Below are 15,968 nucleotides of genomic sequence, written 5' to 3' on the forward strand. Positions count from 1 at the left end.
CATCGAACCCACCCGCGGTTTCACCGGCCGCGCCCGCGCCGCCGACCGCGACCCGCGGCTGCCCCCCGGGCAGTACGACGCGGCCGACGGCTGGCCCGTCCTGTCCGCCGAGGTGACGCCCGAGCTCTCGCCCGCGGACTGGACGTTCCGCGTGGACGGCCTCGTCACCGCCCCGCGCACCTGGACGTGGGACGCGGCGCACGCGCTGCCCGCGTCCGAGTACCGCGGTGACATCCACTGTGTGACCAGTTGGTCCAAGTTCGGGGTGCGCTTCGGCGGGGTGAGCCTGGACGCGTTCCTGGCCACCGCGGGGCCTCGCCCGGAGGCCACGCATGTCGTCGCGTGGTCGCACACGGGGTACACCACGAACCTTCCGCTGGCCGATGTGACGGACGGCAAGGCGTGGATCGTGTGGGAGTACGGGGACGGCCCGCTGCCTCCCGAGCACGGCGGCCCGGCGCGGCTGATCGTCCCCCACCTGTACTTCTGGAAGAGCGTGAAGTGGGTCGCGGGGCTGCGGCTCCTGGACCACGAGGAGCCCGGTTTCTGGGAGCAGAACGGCTATCACCACCGGGGGAATCCCTGGCGGGAGGAGCGGTACGCCGGTGACTGAGACCTTCGTTCCCCCGACGCGGTTCGCCGTGCCGGGGCGGATCGCGGTGAGCGAGAGCACGGCAGCGCAGTGGCAGCGGGCCGTGGTGGTGGACGTCCGGCGCGAGAACGCGGCGGGTACGGTGTCCAGCTTCCGTCTGAAGGTGCCCCACTGGCAGGGGCATCTGCCGGGCCAGCATCTGATGCTGCGCTTGACCGCCCCGGACGGATATGTGGCCCAGCGCCACTACTCGATCGCCTCCCCTCCCGAGGAGGGCGGCGAGATCGAGCTGACCCTGGACCACGTGCCGGGCGGCGAGGTGTCGGGCCATCTGCACACGGTCGCCCGCGTCGGTGACGTGGTGGAGGTGCGGGGGCCGCTCTCGGGGTTCTTCGCGTGGCCCGGGGACCGCCCCGCGCTGCTGCTCGGGGCGGGCTCCGGTGTGGTCCCGCTGATGTCGATGCTGCGGCACTGGCGGGGGGCGGGGCGGCCGGTGCCGTTGCGGCTTCTGGTCTCTGCGCGGACGCGCGAGGATTTGATCTACGCAGACGAGTACGGCGATGAGACCACGGTGGTGCTGACGCGGGCGGAGGGCCGGCTTCGCGCCGAGCACCTGGCCCCGTTCCTCGGCCCCGGTCAGCCCGAGGGCGGCTGGGAGGCGTACATCTGCGGGTCGAACGGCTTCGCCGAGCATGCGTCGCGGCTGCTGGTGGCCGGTGGCCAGCCGGTTGACCGCATCCGGATCGAGCGGTTCGGGTAAGGCGAGATGTCCTCGAACACCGGACGGGCTGACTCGTCAGCCCGTCCGGTGTTCCATGGACCTTCCTACGGCGAGACCTCCTCCAGCCTCCGCCCGGCAGTCTCCTCGGCCCCGACCGCCGCCACCACACACCCCACCAGCGCCACGGCCCCCAGCATCACGAACACCGTGGACACGTTGCCGCCCGCGTAGACGACTCCCACCACGATCGGGCCGAGGATCACCCCGAGCCGGTTCATCGCCCCGCCGACACTGCTGCCGAGCGCCCGCATCCGCGTCGGGAAGAGCTCCGGCGTGTAGAGGTACAGGCAGATGTTGGAGCCGAAGAAGAACACCGCGGCGAGCGAGGTCCACACCAGGACCTGCACCGGCGTGTCCGCGCCGACGGCCGCGAGCGTCACCAGCATCACCGCCGCCCCGCCCAGACAGCCGGCGATGACCTTCCTGCGCCCCACCCGGTCGACCGTGAGCGCGGCCACCAGGCATCCGAGGAGTCCCGCGCAGGACGTGACCGTCGAGTAGAGGAGCGCGTCGGAGAGGGTCAGGTCGTAGCGGTTCTGGTAGATCGTCGGGAGCCAGGACGTGATGCCGTAGTTGACGAAGTAGCCGGTGAACCAGAGCACGCCGATGATCAGTGTCCGGCGGCGGTAGCGGCCGGTGAACAAACCGCGGAGACCGGAGGCCGCCTCGCCGGGGGCCGCGACGGGAAGTGCCTCGGGAACGGGCGGCAAGGGTTTCTTCGTGATCCGCTCGACGTCGGCCTCGATGCCGGACATCACCGCGTCCGCCTCGGCGAGCTTCCCGTGGTCCGCGAGCCACCGCGGAGACTCGGGGACCTTCCGCTGCACGAGGATGCAGAGCAGGCCGGGCAGCGCGGCGATGGCGTACATCCAGCGCCAGCCGAGCATCGGCACCACCCAGGCCGCGACCAGCGCGCCCACGGTCAGGCCCGCCGGGAACACCAGCTCGTAGAGGAGGACGAACCGGCCGCGCTGGTGGCTGCGGGTGATCTCGGCGATGAAGGTCGCCGCCACCGGCACCTCGCCCCCGATCGCCAGGCCCTGGACGAACCGCAGGGCCATGAAGGCGTCGGGCGAGGTGGACACGGACAGGGCCAGGTTGGCGACGCTGGACAGCGCGATGCACAGGGCGATGACCTTCACGCGGCCGATGCGGTCCGCGAGACGCCCGGAGAGCAGCGCCCCGATCAGCATGCCGATCGAGCCGACGGTGAGCAGCAGTGTCGCGGCGGACGTGCTGAGGTCCCACTCGTGGCGCAGTTCCGGCAGGGCGTAGGCGATCAGGAGCTGGTCGAAGGCCTCGAAGAAGGTGACCGCGCCCACGATGAGCCGGACGGTGACGTGCCAGCGGCACAGGGGTAGCCGTTCGAAGCGGGCGGCTATGGCGGCCCGGACCGATGGGTCCGGGGAGGCGTCGATCGTCATGCGGGCACTCCGCTGCTGAGGGGGCGGGGACGAGGGGAGGAACGCGACGGCCACGGAGTCTGGGGAAACTCAAGCCAAGAAGCGAGTAAGCGCAAAGTTTCTAAGCGCTTAAGTTGTACCGTCCCGGCACCGGAGCCCGTCAAGAGTCTCCGCAGGGGAAATCCACGAAGACCGTCGACGGACAGGTCTTGCGCTTCAGATATTTAAGCCCTTAGATTTCTAGCGCTTACCGAAGAGCATCCGGAACTCGCCTGAGACACGCGGCGGTTCACCCCCGGACACCGCACGCAAGGAGGCCCCATGCCCCGCATCCCAGCCGACGAGGCCCTCATCGCGGGCGAGTGGCGACGCGGCGCGGGCGCCCCGGCCGACACCGTCGACCCCGCGACGGGCCGCGTGCTCGCCACCGTCCACGCCGTCTCCCCCGACGAGGTCGCCGAAGCGGCCGAGGCGGCGGCGAAGGCCGCCGCCGACCCGCGCTGGCGTGACCTGCTGCCCCATCGGCGCGCCCTGCTCCTGCACCGCGTCGCCGAGCTGATCGAGGCAGCCGCGGACGACCTCGCGGCCCTGCAGACCGCCGACACCGGCAAGGCGCTCACGGAGACCCGCGCCCTGGTGGCGAGCGCGGCGGCCACCTTCCGTTACACGGCCGCCGCCCTGGAGACCGCCGAGGAGGCCGTCACCCCCTCGCGCGGCGACTACGTGACGATGAGCGTGTACGAGCCGATCGGCGTCGTCGGCGCGATCAACCCCTGGAACTCCCCGGTCGCCAGCGACGCCCAGAAGCTCGCCCCGGCGCTCGCCGGCGGCAACGCGGTCCTGCTCAAGCCCGCCGAGTGGACCCCCCTCGTCTCGCTCGCGCTCGGCCGCCTGATCAGCGGCGCCCTGGCGGAATTCGGCCTCCCGGCCGGTCTGCTCTCCGTCCTCACCGGCCGCGGCAGCGTCGTCGGGGACGCGATCGTCCGCGATCCCCGCGTCGGCAAGGTCACCTTCACCGGCGGCACGGGCACGGGCCGGACGCTCGCCCACGCGGCGGCCGAGAAGCTGATGCCGGTCTCGCTCGAACTGGGCGGCAAGTCGCCGACGGTCGTCCTCGCCGACGCCGACGTGGAACAGGCGCTGGCCGGCGTGCTGTTCGGGATCTTCTCCTCCAGCGGGCAGTCCTGCATCGCGGGCTCCCGACTCTTCGTCGCCCGCGCTCTCTACGAGGAGTTCGTCGGCGAACTGGTCGCGCGAGCAGGGAAGTTGCGCGTCGGGCCCGGCACCTCCCCCGACACGCAGGTCGCGCCCCTCGTGCACCACAAGCACCGGGACGCCGTCGCCTCGTACGTCGATCTCGCCCGCGAGGAAGGCGCACGGGTGCTGTGCGGCGGGGGCGCGCCGGAGGGTGCGGAGTACCGGGACGGGGCGTACTACCTGCCCACCGTCCTGGACGGTCTCCTCCCTTCCTCGCGCACCTGCCAGGAGGAGATCTTCGGGCCCGTCCTGGTCGCGCTGCCCTTCGACGACGAGGACGATCTCGTGCGGCAGGCCAACTCCAGCGTCTACGGCCTCGCCTGCGGCATCTGGACCCGCGACCACCGCGCGGCCTGGCGGATCGCGCGCCGGGTCGACGCGGGCACGGTCTGGATCAACACCTACAAGCAGTTCAGCATCGCCACGCCCTTCGGCGGCATGAAGGAGAGCGGTCTCGGCCGCGAGAAGGGCCGCGACGGCATTCGCGCCTACCAGCGCCAGAAGTCCCTGTACTGGGGCCTCTCCGACGCGCCTCTCCCCTGGGCCAACTGAACCCCGTACCTCTGCACCTCTGGAGCCGGTCATGCCCCACCCACCCATCGCACGGCTGCGCGCCCTGCGCTCCGTCGAACTGCTCACGCCTTCCTTCACCGAGGCCGCCGACTTCTACCAGGAGGTCTGGGGCCTGGAGACCGTGGAGTCCGAGCGCGGCGCCGCCGCCTGGCTGCGCGGCACCGGCGACGAGCACCACGCCCTCCAGCTCACCCGCGCCGACCGCACGGGCCTGGGGAAGATCTCCTTCGCCGTGGGCACGCCCGCCGAGGTCGACGAGGCCGCCCGCAGGCTGCTCGCCCGCGGCATCACACCGGTGGCGGGGCCCGGCCCGCTCGACCAGGTCGGCGGCGGCTACGGCCTGCGCTTCACCGACCCCGAGCACCGCCTGATCGAGATCAGCGCGGAGGTCCACGCGGTGCCGCCGCGCGGCCGGGACGGCGCCGTGCCGGTCGGCGTCACGCACGCCGTGCTCAACACGGCGGACATCGACGCCTCCGTCGCCTTCTACCGCGACGTCCTCGGCCTGCGCGTCTCCGACTGGTCCGAGCACCAGATGGCGTTCCTGCGCTGCAACGCCGACCACCACTGCATCGCCTTCAACCAGGCTCAGTGGGCCTCGCTCAACCACGTGGCGTACGAGATGAGTTCGGTCGACCACTTCATGCGGGGCCTCGGCCGGCTGCGGCACCACGGGATCGACCCGCAGTGGGGCCCGGGACGGCACGGTCCCGGCAACAACACCTTCTCCTACTTCACCGATCCCTCCGGGCTCGTCTGCGAGTACACCTCCGAGGTCGCGCAGATCGTCGAGGACGCCTGGATCGCCAAGGTCTGGCGGCGGGTGCCCGAGCTCTCCGACCTCTGGGGGACGGCCGGACCGCCGTCGAAGGAGATCCGCTGCCACATGGCGGGAGCGCCCGACCCCGGCCCGCTGTCCGCCCGGAACGAACCGGAGGTTCACGCATGAGCGCCGTACGCAAGGTCGGCATCGTCGGCTGGGGCGCCATCGGGCGCGTCGTCGGCACCGCGCTGGCCGAACAGCGCGTCGCCGGGGCCGAGTTGACGTGCCTCGTCGACAACCGTCCGCTCGGCGAGAGCGCCCCCGCCCCGCAGGTCTCCTTCGACGAGGCCATGGAGCGCTGCGATCTCGTCGTCGAGGCGGCGGGCCAAGGAGTCGTACGGGAGTGGGGCGAGCGTGTCCTCACCTCCGGGACCGACCTGCTGATCGCCTCGACCGGCGCGCTCACCGACGAGGAGCTCGCCAAGCGGCTCCTCGCCGCCGGTCCCGGCCGGGTGTACTTCACCGGGGGCGCGGTCGGCGGGCTCGACCTGCTCCAGGCGGTCCGTTCGCTGGGGCCGCTCGACGAGGTGCGGCTCACCACGACGAAACTGCCCGCAACCCTCGAACAGCCCTGGATGGACGCGGAGTTGCTGGCCCGGATGCGGGCGGCCACCGGCCCGGTCGAGGTCATGTCCGGGACCGCGCGCGATGTCCCCGTGAAGTTCCCCAAGTCGACGAACGTCGCGGCCTCGGTCGCGCTCGCCGTCGGCGATCTGGACGCTGTGCGGGTCCGGGTCGTCGCCGACCCCGGCGCCCACCACACGCGGCATGTCGTCGAGGCGTCCGGCGCGCACGGCTCGTACCGCTTCGAGGTCGCGCATCTGCCGGACCCGGCCAACCCGGCGACCAGCCAGGTCGTGCCGTACGCGGTCCTGCGCAGCCTCGCGGCGCTCGCGGGCCGCACGGGGCAGATCCTGTGACCGCCGTCCACGTGGAGGAGGCGGGTGAGCAGGGCCCTCTCCTGCTCTGCCTGCACGGCATCGGCTCCTCGTCGGCCGCCTTCGCACCGCAGCTCGCCGAGCTGTCCGCGTACGCGCGGGTGGTGGCCTGGGACGCTCCCGGGTACGCCAAGTCCGCCGACCCGGAAGGCCCGTTGGACCTGGACGGCTATGCGGACGCGGCAGCCGCCCTCATCCGGGAACGCGGCGCGAGCGCCCATGTCCTCGGCGTCTCGTGGGGCGGGGTGATCGCACTGCGGCTCGCGACCCGCCACCCCGAACTGGTCGACTCCCTGGTGGTGGCGGACTCCAGCGCCGGTTCCGGCACCGATCCCGCGAAGGCCGACGCCATGCGGCAGCGGGCCGCGGAGCTCGCGGAACTCGGGCCGCGGGAGTTCGCGGAGCGGCGTGGGCCCCGGCTCGTCTCGCCGGACGCGCCCCCTCGGCTCGTCCGCCGGGTCGTCGACACCATGGCCGCCTCCGTGCGCCTGCCCGGCTACGCGTACGCCGCCGAGTCCATGGCCGGCGCCGACCTGCGCCCCGAGATCCCCACGATCACGGCCCCCGCCCTCGTCCTCTGCGGCGACCAGGACCGGGTCACCGGCGTCGAGGCCTCCCAGGCCATCGCCGGGGCCCTGCACAAGACCGCCTACGTGATCGTCAAGGACGCCGGTCACCTGGCCAACCAGGAGCGGCCCGAGGCCTTCAACGCCTGGGTCCTCTCCCACCTGCGCATCACCGCCCGTATCCCCGAAACCCCCGCTTTCGAAGCGCCCACCCCCGAACAGGAGCTCTCCTCATGCCTCTGACCACCACCGAGTACGACAACGGCGGCGACCTCGGCAAGTACACCGACTCACTGATCGCCACCAAGGAGTCCCGGGTGGCGGACTTCAGCACGCTGTCCTTCCAGGAGAAGGCGGGCCCGCAGTACCGCCGCGGCCAGATCCGTTACGTCGGCTCCGGCGCGACCGGCAACCACGAGAACGACAGCCGCATCCTGCCGTCCGGCGGCTTCACCTTCTCCAACATGCTGCTGCCGCCCGGCGCCGAGGGCCCCGAGCACACCCACCACGACGTCGAGGAGGCCTTCTTCGTCCTGGAGGGGCAGGTCAAGGTGGGCATCCACCGGGGCGCCGACGAGGCCGAGTACCGCACGCTCGGCTACCGCGACATGATCGTGGTCCCGGCGGGCGTGGCGCGCTCCCTGAAGAACGAGGGCGACACCGACGCGCTGTTCTGCGTCGTCATCGGCACGCAGAAGCCGCAGGTGCCGACCTACCCCGAGCACTCGCCGATGCACGGCGTCACCCGTGACTGACGACCGCACCACCGACGACCGCACCGTCGTCATCACCGGCGCGGGCCGTGGCCTCGGTCTTGCCATGGCCCGCCGGGTGGGCGAGGACGGCTTCCGGGTCGTCGTCGCCGAGGTGGACGCGGGGCTCGGCGGCGAGGCCGTCGCCGGGCTGCGCGCCGACGGCCTGGACGCGCATTTCGTGCGGTGCGATGTCGCGGACCCGGAGTCGGTGACCGAACTCGCGCAGTATGTAAGGGACTTGGGCCCGTTGTATGGCCTGGTCAACAATGCCGCGCTCGCCAACGGCGTCGGCGGCAAGGAGTTCCAGGACATCGAGGTCGAGGTGTGGGACCGCCTGATGGCGGTCAACGCCCGCAGCCCGTGGCTGGTCGCCAAGGCCCTGCACCCGCAGTTCCGCTCCCCCGGGCGGATCGTCAACATCGCGTCGGACGCGGCCCTGTACGGGTCGCCGCGCCTGGCCCACTACATCGCCTCCAAGGGCGCGGTCATCGCCCTGACCCGGGCGATGGCACGCGAGCTCGGCGACCAGGGGATCACCGTCAACGCGGTGGCGCCCGGACTCACCGAGGTCGAGGCCACCGCGACGGTGCCCGCCGAGCGGCACGCGCTCTACCGGGGCAACCGGGCGATCTCACGCCCGCAGCAGCCGGACGACCTCGTCGGGCTCGTCTCCTTCCTCCTCTCCGAGGAATCCCGCTATCTGACCGGACAGGTGATCGCCGTCAACGGCGGCTTCACCATGAACTGACACGACGGAGCCACCACTCATGGATCTGGGCCTCTCCGACCGGACCGTCCTGGTCACCGGCGGCAGCTCGGGCGTCGGCCTGGCCACGGTCCGCGCCCTGCTCGACGAGGGCGCGCGCGTCGCGACCTGCGGGCGCGACGCCGGCCGTCTCGCCGAGGCCGCGGCCGGCCTCGGCGGCGGTGACCGCCTCCTCACGGGCGTGTGCGACGTACGCGACGCGGACGCCGTGCGGGCGTTCACCGAGCGCGCGGCGGACACCTTCGGCTCGCTCGACGGGCTCGTCAACAACGCGGGGCAGTCCCGGATGAAGGGCCTGGCCGAGTCGACCGCCGAGGACTGGCGCGACGAGCTGGAGCTGAAGTTCGCCGGGGTCCTCAACCCCCTGCACGCGGCCCGCCCGCACCTGGCGGTGTCGGACGCGGCGAGCGTCGTCAACGTCAACGCCGTGCTGGCCAAGCAGCCCGAGCCCCGCCTCATCACCACGAGCGCCGCCCGCGCGGGCATCCTCAACCTCTCCAAGTCCCTGGCCACGGAACTCGCCCCTGAGGGCATCCGCGTCAACTCGGTCTGCCTGGGCCTGATCGACACCGGCCAGTGGACCCGCCGCCACGCGGCCGCCGACTCCGGCCTCAGTTACGAGGACTGGCAGGCGGAGCTCGCGGCGGACCGCGGGATCGCACTCGGCCGCCTCGGCCGGGCGGAGGAGGTCGCGTACGCGATCGTCGCGCTGCTCTCGCCCCGCGCCTCGTACACCACCGGCACCAGCATCGACGTCTGCGGCGGCGTCGGCCGCGGCATCCTCTGAGGAGCTCACCCATGCCACCCACCCCCTCCACGCCACCGACGCGTCACGCCACCGGCGGTGACCTCCTCGTCGCCGTCCTGCGGGAACTCGGCATCGACACGGTCTTCGGCATCGTCAGCGTGCACAACCTGCCGCTGGTCGAGGCGGTCGACCGGGAGCTGCGCTTCGTCCCGGTGCGCCACGAGGCGACCGCCGTGAACGCGGCCGACGCCTACGGCCGTGCCCGCGGTTCGCTCGGCTGCGCGCTCACCTCGACGGGGACGGGCGCGGGCAACGCGGCCGGTTCCCTGGTCGAGGCGCTGAGCGCGGGCACCTCCGTCCTGCACGTCACCGGGCAGGTGGAGAGCGAGTTCCTGGGCAGCGGCCGGGGCTTCATCCACGAGACCAAGGACCAGCTGGGCATGCTCAGGGCGGTCTCCACGTACGCGGCGACCATTCCCTCGGCGGCGGACGCGGGCCGGATCCTGCGCGAGGCGGCCCGTTCCGCCCTGACGGACCCGTGCGGCCCGGCGAGCGTCGAGTGGCCGGTGGATCTGCAGTACGCGGCCCAGACGGACGCCGCCGAACCGGTGACCGCTCCGGACCTGCCCCAGCCCGCCGAAGCTGAACTGGACGCGGCACGCGCCTTGTTGGCGTCGGCCGAGCGCCCCCTCGTCTGGGCGGGCGGTGGTGCCACCCGCGCGGGCGCCGAGCTGGCCGAGCTGCTGCACGTCACCGGCGCCGGGCTGCTCACGTCCAACTCCGGCCGCGGCGCCGTGCCCGAGGACCACCCGCAGGTCATCGGGAACTTCGCCACCACACCGGCGGCCCGGTCCCTCCTCGCGGACGCGGACCTGCTGCTGACCATCGGGACGCACTTCCGGTCCAACGAGACCGCCGACTACGGGCTCACGCTCCCCGAGGCGCACATCCAGATCGACGTCGACGCCGACGCCCTCGGCCGTGTGTACCCGGCTCGGCACGCCCTGCACGGTCACGCGCCCGCCGTGCTCGCGGCCCTGCTCCCGCACGCGCGCCGGGCCGACGAGAGCTGGACGCGTCGGGTCGCCGCCGTCCGCGAGGACGTCCGCGCCACCCTGCACGACAACATCGGCCCGCAGGCCGCGATCTGCGACGCCATCCGTGCCGCGCTGCCCCGCGAGGCGGTCGTGGCCCGCGACGTGACCATCCCGTCCAGCAGTTGGGGCAACCGGCTCCTGGAGATGTACGACCCCCGCGACAACGTCTTCCCGCGCGGCGGCGGCATCGGGCAGGGGCTCGGCATGGGCATCGGCGCGGCACTCGCACGGCCCGACGCGCCCACCGTCGTCCTCGCCGGCGACGGCGGGCTCGCCGTCCACCTGGGCGAACTGCTCACGCTCGCCCAGGAGCGGCCGCGCCTGACGCTGATCGTCTTCAACGACGGCGGCTACGGCGTGCTGCGCAACATGCAGGACCGCTACAGCGAGCGCCGTTCCGGAGTCGATCTCGCCACTCCTGACTTCGAACTCCTGGCCAAGGCCTGTGGGCTGCCGTACGCCAGGATCGCCTCCGAGGAGCACGCGCGGCCGGTGATCGGCCACGCCGTCGAGTCCGACGGGCCGACCCTCGTCGAGGTGGACCTGGCCCGCCTGGGGCCGATGAAGAACCCGTTCACCCCGCCCGTCAAGATCCCCGGCCAGTGAGCCAGTGAGGAGGACTTCACCATGAACGAGAGCGAACTCACGCTGCTTGTACGCCGCATGACCTGGGAGGCGGACGGCGTGCTCTCCGTCGAGCTCGTCCATCCGGACCGCAAGCCCCTGCCCGCCTGGAGCCCCGGAGCGCATCTCGACCTCCACACGGGCGGCCACGTACGCCAGTACAGCCTGTGCGGCGACCCGCGCGACGCGTCCGTGTACCGCATCGGTGTCCTCAACGAGGCCTCGTCGCGCGGCGGTTCGCGGCACGTACACACCAAGCTGCGGCCGGGACAGACGGTCACCGCCTCCGAGCCGCGCAACCACTTCGGCCTCGAGGAGGCCCCCGGCTACCTGTTCGTCGCGGGCGGCATCGGCGTCACCCCGCTGCTCGCCATGGCCCGCGAGGCCGCGCGGCGCGGCGCCGGCTGGCGGATGGTGTACGGCGGACGCAACCGGGGTTCGATGGCGTTCCTCGACGAACTGGCGTCCTTGAGCGGCGACTTGACCGTCGTACCGCAGGACGAGCACGGGCACATCGACCTCGCGTCGGCGCTCGACGGACTCCCCGCGGGGACGCTCGTGTACTGCTGCGGTCCTGAGCCGCTGCTCACCGCCGTGGAGGCGCTCTGTCCGGCGGACCGGCTGCGCGTGGAGCGGTTCGCCGCGCCCGTCGTGGAGCAGGCCGGGGACGCATCGGCGTTCGAGGTGGAGTGCCGGGCGTCCGGCCTCACTCTCTCCGTGGGCGCCGACACGTCCATCCTGCGGGCCGCCGAGGACGCGGGCCTGAGCGTCAGCAGTTCCTGCCAGGAGGGCATCTGCGGCAGCTGCGAGACGCGGGTGCTCGACGGCACGCCCGATCACCGCGACTTCCTGCTCAGCGAGGCCGAGCACGCCGCGAACACCTCGATGATGATCTGCGTCTCGCGCTGCGCGTCCGGCCGTCTCGTCCTCGACCTGTAATCCCCCACCGGAGGCAACAGTGACCACCACCTGGCCGTACCTGGACATCCACCAGTCCCGTACGCACGAGCCGACCCCTTACGAGTACAAGCTCGCCGCCACCCTCGAAGAGGTCTTCACCAAGGAGGGCCATGAACTCTCCGATGTCATCAATGGGCTGAACGCCCGTCAGGTGCACGCGCCCGACGGCGCCCCGTGGACCGAAGAGTCTTTCCGTGCCGAGATGAACCGACTGGGAGCGTGACCCCCATGACCACCCTTGCCGGCCCGACCGCTTCCGCCGACCACATCTACGCCACCGGCCTGCGCAACCAGTGGCACCCCGTCGTCCCCTCGGACTTCGTGGCCCCCGGCGCCATGCGCAAGGTCACCGCGCTGGGCGAGCAGTGGCTGCTCTTCCGCCGCTCCGACGGCGCCCTCTCGATGCTCGCCGACCGCTGTCCGCACCGCGGGGCGCCCCTCTCCCTGGGCAAACACCTCGGTGACCGGGTGGCCTGCTGGTACCACGGCGTGGAGGTCGAGACCGACGGCACCGTCTCCTCCGTACCGGGTCTGCCCGGCTGCAACCTGGAGGGCAAGAAACTCGTCACGTCGCTTCCCGTGCGCGAGATCGGCGGCGCGATCCTGGCGTACTTCGGCGACGAGAAACACCCGGAGCCCGCCGAGCTGACGCTGCCCGAACCGCTCACCGACCCCGAGGTCGACGCGATCCTCTGCTACGCGGAGTGGGACGGCCCCTGGCGGTTCGCTGTGGAGAACCTCCTCGACCCGATGCACGGCGCGTTCCTGCACCACGAGTCGCACACGATGTACGACGGCGACACCACCGCCAAGTTCCGCATCCGGGAGACGGACCGCGGCTACTTCTTCGAGAAGACCGACCAGCGGGGCGTCAACTTCGACTGGGTGGAGCTGTGCCGCACCGGTGTGGACTGGGTGGACCTGACCATCCCCTACCCGCCGTCGGCAGGACCCGGCGGCCCGTTCGGGATCGTCGGCATGGTCTGCCCGGTCGACGAGAACCGCACCGGTGTCTTCTTCTGGCGCTACCGCCGGGTGCAGGGCTGGCAGCGCGACACCTGGCGCTTCCTCTACAAGACGCTCATCGAGGAGCGCCACTGGCAGGTCCTCGAACAGGACCGCGTGATGCTGGAGGCGATGCCCGCCGACGCCGACCAGCGCGAGAACCTCTACCAGCACGACCTGGGCGTGGTCCGGCTGCGCCGGATGTACCGCGCGGAGGCGGAGGCCCAGGCGTCCGCCTCGTGACGGCTCAGGCCTCCGCTTCGTGAGGGGCGTCGGAGTCGGTGATGGACCGCTCCAGCTTGGACATCAGCCGGGCCAGCTGACGGCACTCGGCCGGGGAGAGTCCGTCGAGCATCCGGCGTTCGTTGTCGAGGTGCTCGGCGAACACCTCGTCGATCTTGGCGAGGCCCGATTCGGTGAGCCGTGAGTAGACGACGCGGCGGTCCTCGGCGTCGCGCTCGCGCACGATGAGGCCGTCCTTCTCCAGGCGGTCGATGCGCAGCGTCACGCCGGCCGATGACACGAGTCCGGAGTCGGCGAGCTGGCCCGCCGTGAGCCGGTAGGGCGCCCCGGCCCTGCGCAGCGCGGTCAGCACGTCGAACCCGGCGACCGCGAGGCCGTGCCGTTCGATCGCCGTGGTGAGCCTGGTGTTGTAGCGCAGGAAGGTCCGGTGCAGTCGCGCGAGGACCTCCAGGGGCGCGGTGTCGAGATCCGGCCGTTCCCTCGCCCAGTCCTCGATGATCGACGCGACCGCGTCCCGCTGGGGCCCCGCCGACTTCTTCCCGGCCATCTGCCGTAGCCTCCCTCTCGCCGTCCCGCGGCCAGTGTCCTGCCGCGGTCAGTACGGAAATCTTAGCCCTGAGAGAAGTGCGCGTTCGCGGGACCACCTGCACGACGGCGTGGGGACACGCCATACTCGTCCGATACATCGGATGTCTTTTGTCTTGCGAGGCGAGGTCCCCATGGCTGTCACCGACGAAGCCATCGAAAAGATCAAGGGAATGATCGTCTCCGGCGCCCTGCGCCCCGGCGACCGACTGCCCAAAGAGAGTGAACTCGCCGCCGACCTGGGCCTTTCACGCAACTCACTGCGCGAGGCGGTGCGCGCCCTCTCACTGATCCGCATCCTCGACGTACGGCAGGGCGACGGCACGTACGTCACGAGTCTGGACCCGCAGCTCCTCCTCGAAGCCCTCAGCTTCGTCGTCGACTTCCACCGCGACGACACGGTCCTGGAGTTCCTCGCGGTGCGCCGCATCCTGGAACCGGCCGCCACCGCGATGGCCTGCGTCCACATCACCGAGGCCGAACTGGACGTGCTGAGCGCACAGTTGGACGCGCTCGGCCCGGCACCCTCGGTGGAGGAATTGGTCGCCTGCGACCTGGAGTTCCACCGGGGCATCGTGCAGTCGTCCGGCAACTCGGTGCTCTGCTCGCTCCTTGACGGCCTCTCCGGGCCCACCACCCGGGCCCGCGTCTGGCGCGGCCTCACACAGGAGGACGCCGTCAGCCGCACCCTGCACGAGCACCGCGCGATCCTCACCGCGCTGCGTGCCCGCGACGCCGAGGCGGCCAGGTCATGGGCGACGGTGCACATCGCGAGCGTGGAGCAGTGGCTGCGCTCGACGCTGTGAAGCACGGCTTCTGAGGGAGTGCGCGGGCCTCCCGCGGGGCAATGATCCATCCATCGCGGCCCGCGCAAGGGGGCTGCGGAGGGACCCGCCGGACGCCGTAAGGTTGGGGCGTACGTAAAGGACATCGGAAGGAGGCCTGGGTGATCGAGCTCGAGGGAGTTCCCGAGCTGGTCGACCCGGTCATGGTGGCCGCGTTCGAGGGCTGGAACGACGCCGGCGACGCCGCCTCCACCGCGGTCGCGCATCTCGACAAGGAGTGGAAGGGCGAGGTCTTCGCGGCGCTTGACGCCGAGGACTACTACGACTTCCAGGTCAACCGCCCCACGGTCTTCCTGGAGGGCGGCGTCCGCAAGATCACCTGGCCGACGACCCGGCTCTCGGTGGTCCGCGTGGGCGGCGACAAGCCGCGCGACCTCGTGCTGGTGCGCGGGATCGAGCCGTCGATGCGGTGGCGGTCGTTCTGCAACGAGATCCTGGGGTTCGCCCATGAGCTGGGCGTGGAGCTGGTGGTGATCATGGGCGCACTGCTCGGTGACACCCCGCACACCCGCCCCGTCCCGGTCAGCGGCGTCACGTCCGACCCTGACCTGGCCCGCACCATGGACCTGGAGGAGACGAAGTACGAGGGCCCGACGGGCATCGTCGGCATCCTCCAGGAGGCGTGCACGCATGCGGGTGTTCCGGCGGTCAGCCTGTGGGCGGCCGTCCCGCACTACGTCTCGCAGCCGCCGAACCCGAAGGCCACGCTGGCCCTCCTGAACCGCCTGGAAGACCTCATCGGCCTGCGCATCCCGCTGGGCGACCTCGCCGAGGACGCGCGTGCCTGGCAGGTGGGCGTGGATCAGCTGGCGGCCGAGGACAGCGAGGTCGCCGAGTACGTCCAGTCGCTCGAAGAGGCGCGGGACACGGCCGAGCTGCCCGAGGCGACCGGCGAGGCCATCGCCCGCGAGTTCGAGCGCTATCTGCGGCGACGCGACGGCGGCGGCCCGCCGCAGCCCGGTGGCCACGCCACGGAGGGCGGCGACACGGCCCCGTATCTGCGCGACAGCCCCGGCGACCGCACGCGGCCGGCGAAGCCGCAGACGCGTCCGGACACGGAACCTGGGCCCGGAGCTGCAACGGAATCGGACGAGGAGAGCAGCGACGAATCCGGACCCGCTGATTCCTCCGAGGACTGACAGCGGCGTAGAGCGAACGCGATGGGGCGGCACCCGGGAGGGTGCCGCCCCATCGCGTTCTACGTCTGGCCGGATTGAGGCGTGACATCGCCTTCCGGACGAATTGCACGGGCTTCCCCGATCCCCTTGATTTCAAACCCAGTTGGGGCAAAGGGGGTGGACGACCGCGCCGGGCGGTAGCAGGGTGTGCCCCGGAACGCGCGGCCACAGCGCGCGGCACGGCACCCATCCCCGAGCTCTCCACCTTTGTCGAGCAAGGGGACGCCCC

Annotated in this window: 17 protein-coding genes; 15 read left to right on the top strand and 2 right to left on the bottom strand. The window is 71.8% G+C overall.

Annotation, left to right across the window (positions count from 1 at the left end; all coding sequences use genetic code 11):
* Window position 1 precedes the first annotated feature (1 nt).
* Window positions 2-613, top strand: a complete 612-nt coding sequence (locus tag ACWGIH_RS15370; RefSeq protein WP_453451988.1) for a sulfite oxidase-like oxidoreductase — start codon at window positions 2-4, stop codon at window positions 611-613.
* Entirely contained in the window at window positions 606-1,352 is a 747-nt protein-coding gene (locus ACWGIH_RS15375; protein ID WP_453451974.1) for a ferredoxin reductase, read from the top strand. The genes ACWGIH_RS15370 and ACWGIH_RS15375 overlap by 8 nt, the downstream gene beginning before the upstream one ends.
* Before the next feature lie 65 nt (window positions 1,353-1,417).
* Here ACWGIH_RS15375 and ACWGIH_RS15380 read toward each other — a convergent pair whose 3' ends face one another.
* A complete protein-coding gene (locus tag ACWGIH_RS15380; protein ID WP_453451973.1) occupies window positions 1,418-2,797 on the bottom strand; it encodes an MFS transporter in 1,380 nt (459 codons plus the stop codon).
* A gap of 300 nt (window positions 2,798-3,097) precedes the next feature.
* Between ACWGIH_RS15380 and ACWGIH_RS15385 the strand changes: the two genes are divergently transcribed.
* The 11 genes from ACWGIH_RS15385 to ACWGIH_RS15435 are packed head-to-tail and all read left to right on the top strand — an operon-like array spanning window position 3,098 to window position 13,131.
* Entirely contained in the window at window positions 3,098-4,585 is a 1,488-nt protein-coding gene (locus ACWGIH_RS15385) for an aldehyde dehydrogenase family protein (protein ID WP_453451972.1), read from the top strand.
* Between the two features lie 31 nt (window positions 4,586-4,616).
* Window positions 4,617-5,555 carry a VOC family protein gene (locus ACWGIH_RS15390; RefSeq protein WP_453451971.1) on the top strand — a complete coding sequence of 313 codons (939 nt, stop codon included), beginning with the start codon at window positions 4,617-4,619 and terminating at the stop codon, window positions 5,553-5,555.
* Complete coding sequence (locus ACWGIH_RS15395; RefSeq protein WP_453451970.1) at window positions 5,552-6,349, top strand: aspartate dehydrogenase domain-containing protein; 798 nt, start codon at window positions 5,552-5,554, stop codon at window positions 6,347-6,349. The genes ACWGIH_RS15390 and ACWGIH_RS15395 overlap by 4 nt, the downstream gene beginning before the upstream one ends.
* Window positions 6,346-7,176, top strand: coding sequence for an alpha/beta fold hydrolase (locus ACWGIH_RS15400; RefSeq protein ID WP_453451969.1), 831 nt, complete (start codon window positions 6,346-6,348; stop codon window positions 7,174-7,176). The genes ACWGIH_RS15395 and ACWGIH_RS15400 overlap by 4 nt, the downstream gene beginning before the upstream one ends.
* A complete protein-coding gene (locus ACWGIH_RS15405) occupies window positions 7,167-7,688 on the top strand; it encodes a cupin domain-containing protein (protein ID WP_451213923.1) in 522 nt (173 codons plus the stop codon). The genes ACWGIH_RS15400 and ACWGIH_RS15405 overlap by 10 nt, the downstream gene beginning before the upstream one ends.
* Complete coding sequence (locus tag ACWGIH_RS15410) at window positions 7,681-8,436, top strand: SDR family oxidoreductase (protein WP_453451968.1); 756 nt, start codon at window positions 7,681-7,683, stop codon at window positions 8,434-8,436. Before ACWGIH_RS15405 ends, ACWGIH_RS15410 begins: the two co-directional genes overlap by 8 nt.
* Window positions 8,437-8,455: 19 nt before the next feature.
* Window positions 8,456-9,241 carry an SDR family oxidoreductase gene (locus tag ACWGIH_RS15415; protein ID WP_453451967.1) on the top strand — a complete coding sequence of 262 codons (786 nt, stop codon included), beginning with the start codon at window positions 8,456-8,458 and terminating at the stop codon, window positions 9,239-9,241.
* 11 nt (window positions 9,242-9,252) lie between these two features.
* The gene (locus ACWGIH_RS15420; RefSeq protein WP_453451966.1) at window positions 9,253-10,905 is read left to right on the top strand and encodes a thiamine pyrophosphate-binding protein; all 1,653 of its coding nucleotides are present in this window, start codon (window positions 9,253-9,255) and stop codon (window positions 10,903-10,905) included.
* A gap of 21 nt (window positions 10,906-10,926) precedes the next feature.
* Window positions 10,927-11,862, top strand: a complete 936-nt coding sequence (locus tag ACWGIH_RS15425; RefSeq protein ID WP_453451965.1) for a PDR/VanB family oxidoreductase — start codon at window positions 10,927-10,929, stop codon at window positions 11,860-11,862.
* 19 nt (window positions 11,863-11,881) lie between these two features.
* Window positions 11,882-12,106, top strand: coding sequence for a recombinase-like helix-turn-helix domain-containing protein (locus ACWGIH_RS15430; protein ID WP_363210856.1), 225 nt, complete (start codon window positions 11,882-11,884; stop codon window positions 12,104-12,106).
* Between the two features lie 5 nt (window positions 12,107-12,111).
* Entirely contained in the window at window positions 12,112-13,131 is a 1,020-nt protein-coding gene (locus tag ACWGIH_RS15435) for a Rieske 2Fe-2S domain-containing protein (RefSeq protein ID WP_453451964.1), read from the top strand.
* A 4-nt stretch (window positions 13,132-13,135) separates the two neighbouring features.
* Here ACWGIH_RS15435 and ACWGIH_RS15440 read toward each other — a convergent pair whose 3' ends face one another.
* Window positions 13,136-13,678 carry a MarR family winged helix-turn-helix transcriptional regulator gene (locus ACWGIH_RS15440; RefSeq protein WP_453451963.1) on the bottom strand — a complete coding sequence of 181 codons (543 nt, stop codon included), beginning with the start codon at window positions 13,676-13,678 and terminating at the stop codon, window positions 13,136-13,138.
* Window positions 13,679-13,850: 172 nt separating this feature from the next.
* Here ACWGIH_RS15440 and ACWGIH_RS15445 point away from each other — a divergent pair, with 172 nt between their 5' ends.
* Together ACWGIH_RS15445 and ACWGIH_RS15450 are read left to right on the top strand one after the other, a co-directional pair.
* Window positions 13,851-14,522 (top strand): FadR/GntR family transcriptional regulator, encoded by a 672-nt coding sequence (locus ACWGIH_RS15445; RefSeq protein ID WP_453451962.1) that lies wholly within the window; start codon window positions 13,851-13,853, stop codon window positions 14,520-14,522.
* 140 nt (window positions 14,523-14,662) lie between these two features.
* Window positions 14,663-15,700, top strand: a complete 1,038-nt coding sequence (locus tag ACWGIH_RS15450) for a PAC2 family protein (RefSeq protein ID WP_453451961.1) — start codon at window positions 14,663-14,665, stop codon at window positions 15,698-15,700.
* Window positions 15,701-15,968 lie beyond the last annotated feature (268 nt).

It is taken from the genome of Streptomyces sp. NPDC054872, assembly GCF_053610705.1.

Bases quoted from the DNA above. Each gene is read 5' to 3' on its own strand.
- ACWGIH_RS15440 (WP_453451963.1), bottom strand. From the start codon at position 13,678: ATGGCCGGGAAGAAGTCGGCGGGGCCCCAGCGGGACGCGGTCGCGTCG.
- ACWGIH_RS15405 (WP_451213923.1), top strand. From the start codon at position 7,167: ATGCCTCTGACCACCACCGAGTACGACAACGGCGGCGACCTCGGCAAG.
- ACWGIH_RS15380 (WP_453451973.1), bottom strand. From the start codon at position 2,797: ATGACGATCGACGCCTCCCCGGACCCATCGGTCCGGGCCGCCATAGCC.
- ACWGIH_RS15385 (WP_453451972.1), top strand. From the start codon at position 3,098: ATGCCCCGCATCCCAGCCGACGAGGCCCTCATCGCGGGCGAGTGGCGA.
- ACWGIH_RS15420 (WP_453451966.1), top strand. From the start codon at position 9,253: ATGCCACCCACCCCCTCCACGCCACCGACGCGTCACGCCACCGGCGGT.
- ACWGIH_RS15445 (WP_453451962.1), top strand. From the start codon at position 13,851: ATGGCTGTCACCGACGAAGCCATCGAAAAGATCAAGGGAATGATCGTC.
- ACWGIH_RS15415 (WP_453451967.1), top strand. From the start codon at position 8,456: ATGGATCTGGGCCTCTCCGACCGGACCGTCCTGGTCACCGGCGGCAGC.
- ACWGIH_RS15395 (WP_453451970.1), top strand. From the start codon at position 5,552: ATGAGCGCCGTACGCAAGGTCGGCATCGTCGGCTGGGGCGCCATCGGG.
- ACWGIH_RS15390 (WP_453451971.1), top strand. From the start codon at position 4,617: ATGCCCCACCCACCCATCGCACGGCTGCGCGCCCTGCGCTCCGTCGAA.
- ACWGIH_RS15425 (WP_453451965.1), top strand. From the start codon at position 10,927: ATGAACGAGAGCGAACTCACGCTGCTTGTACGCCGCATGACCTGGGAG.
- ACWGIH_RS15435 (WP_453451964.1), top strand. From the start codon at position 12,112: ATGACCACCCTTGCCGGCCCGACCGCTTCCGCCGACCACATCTACGCC.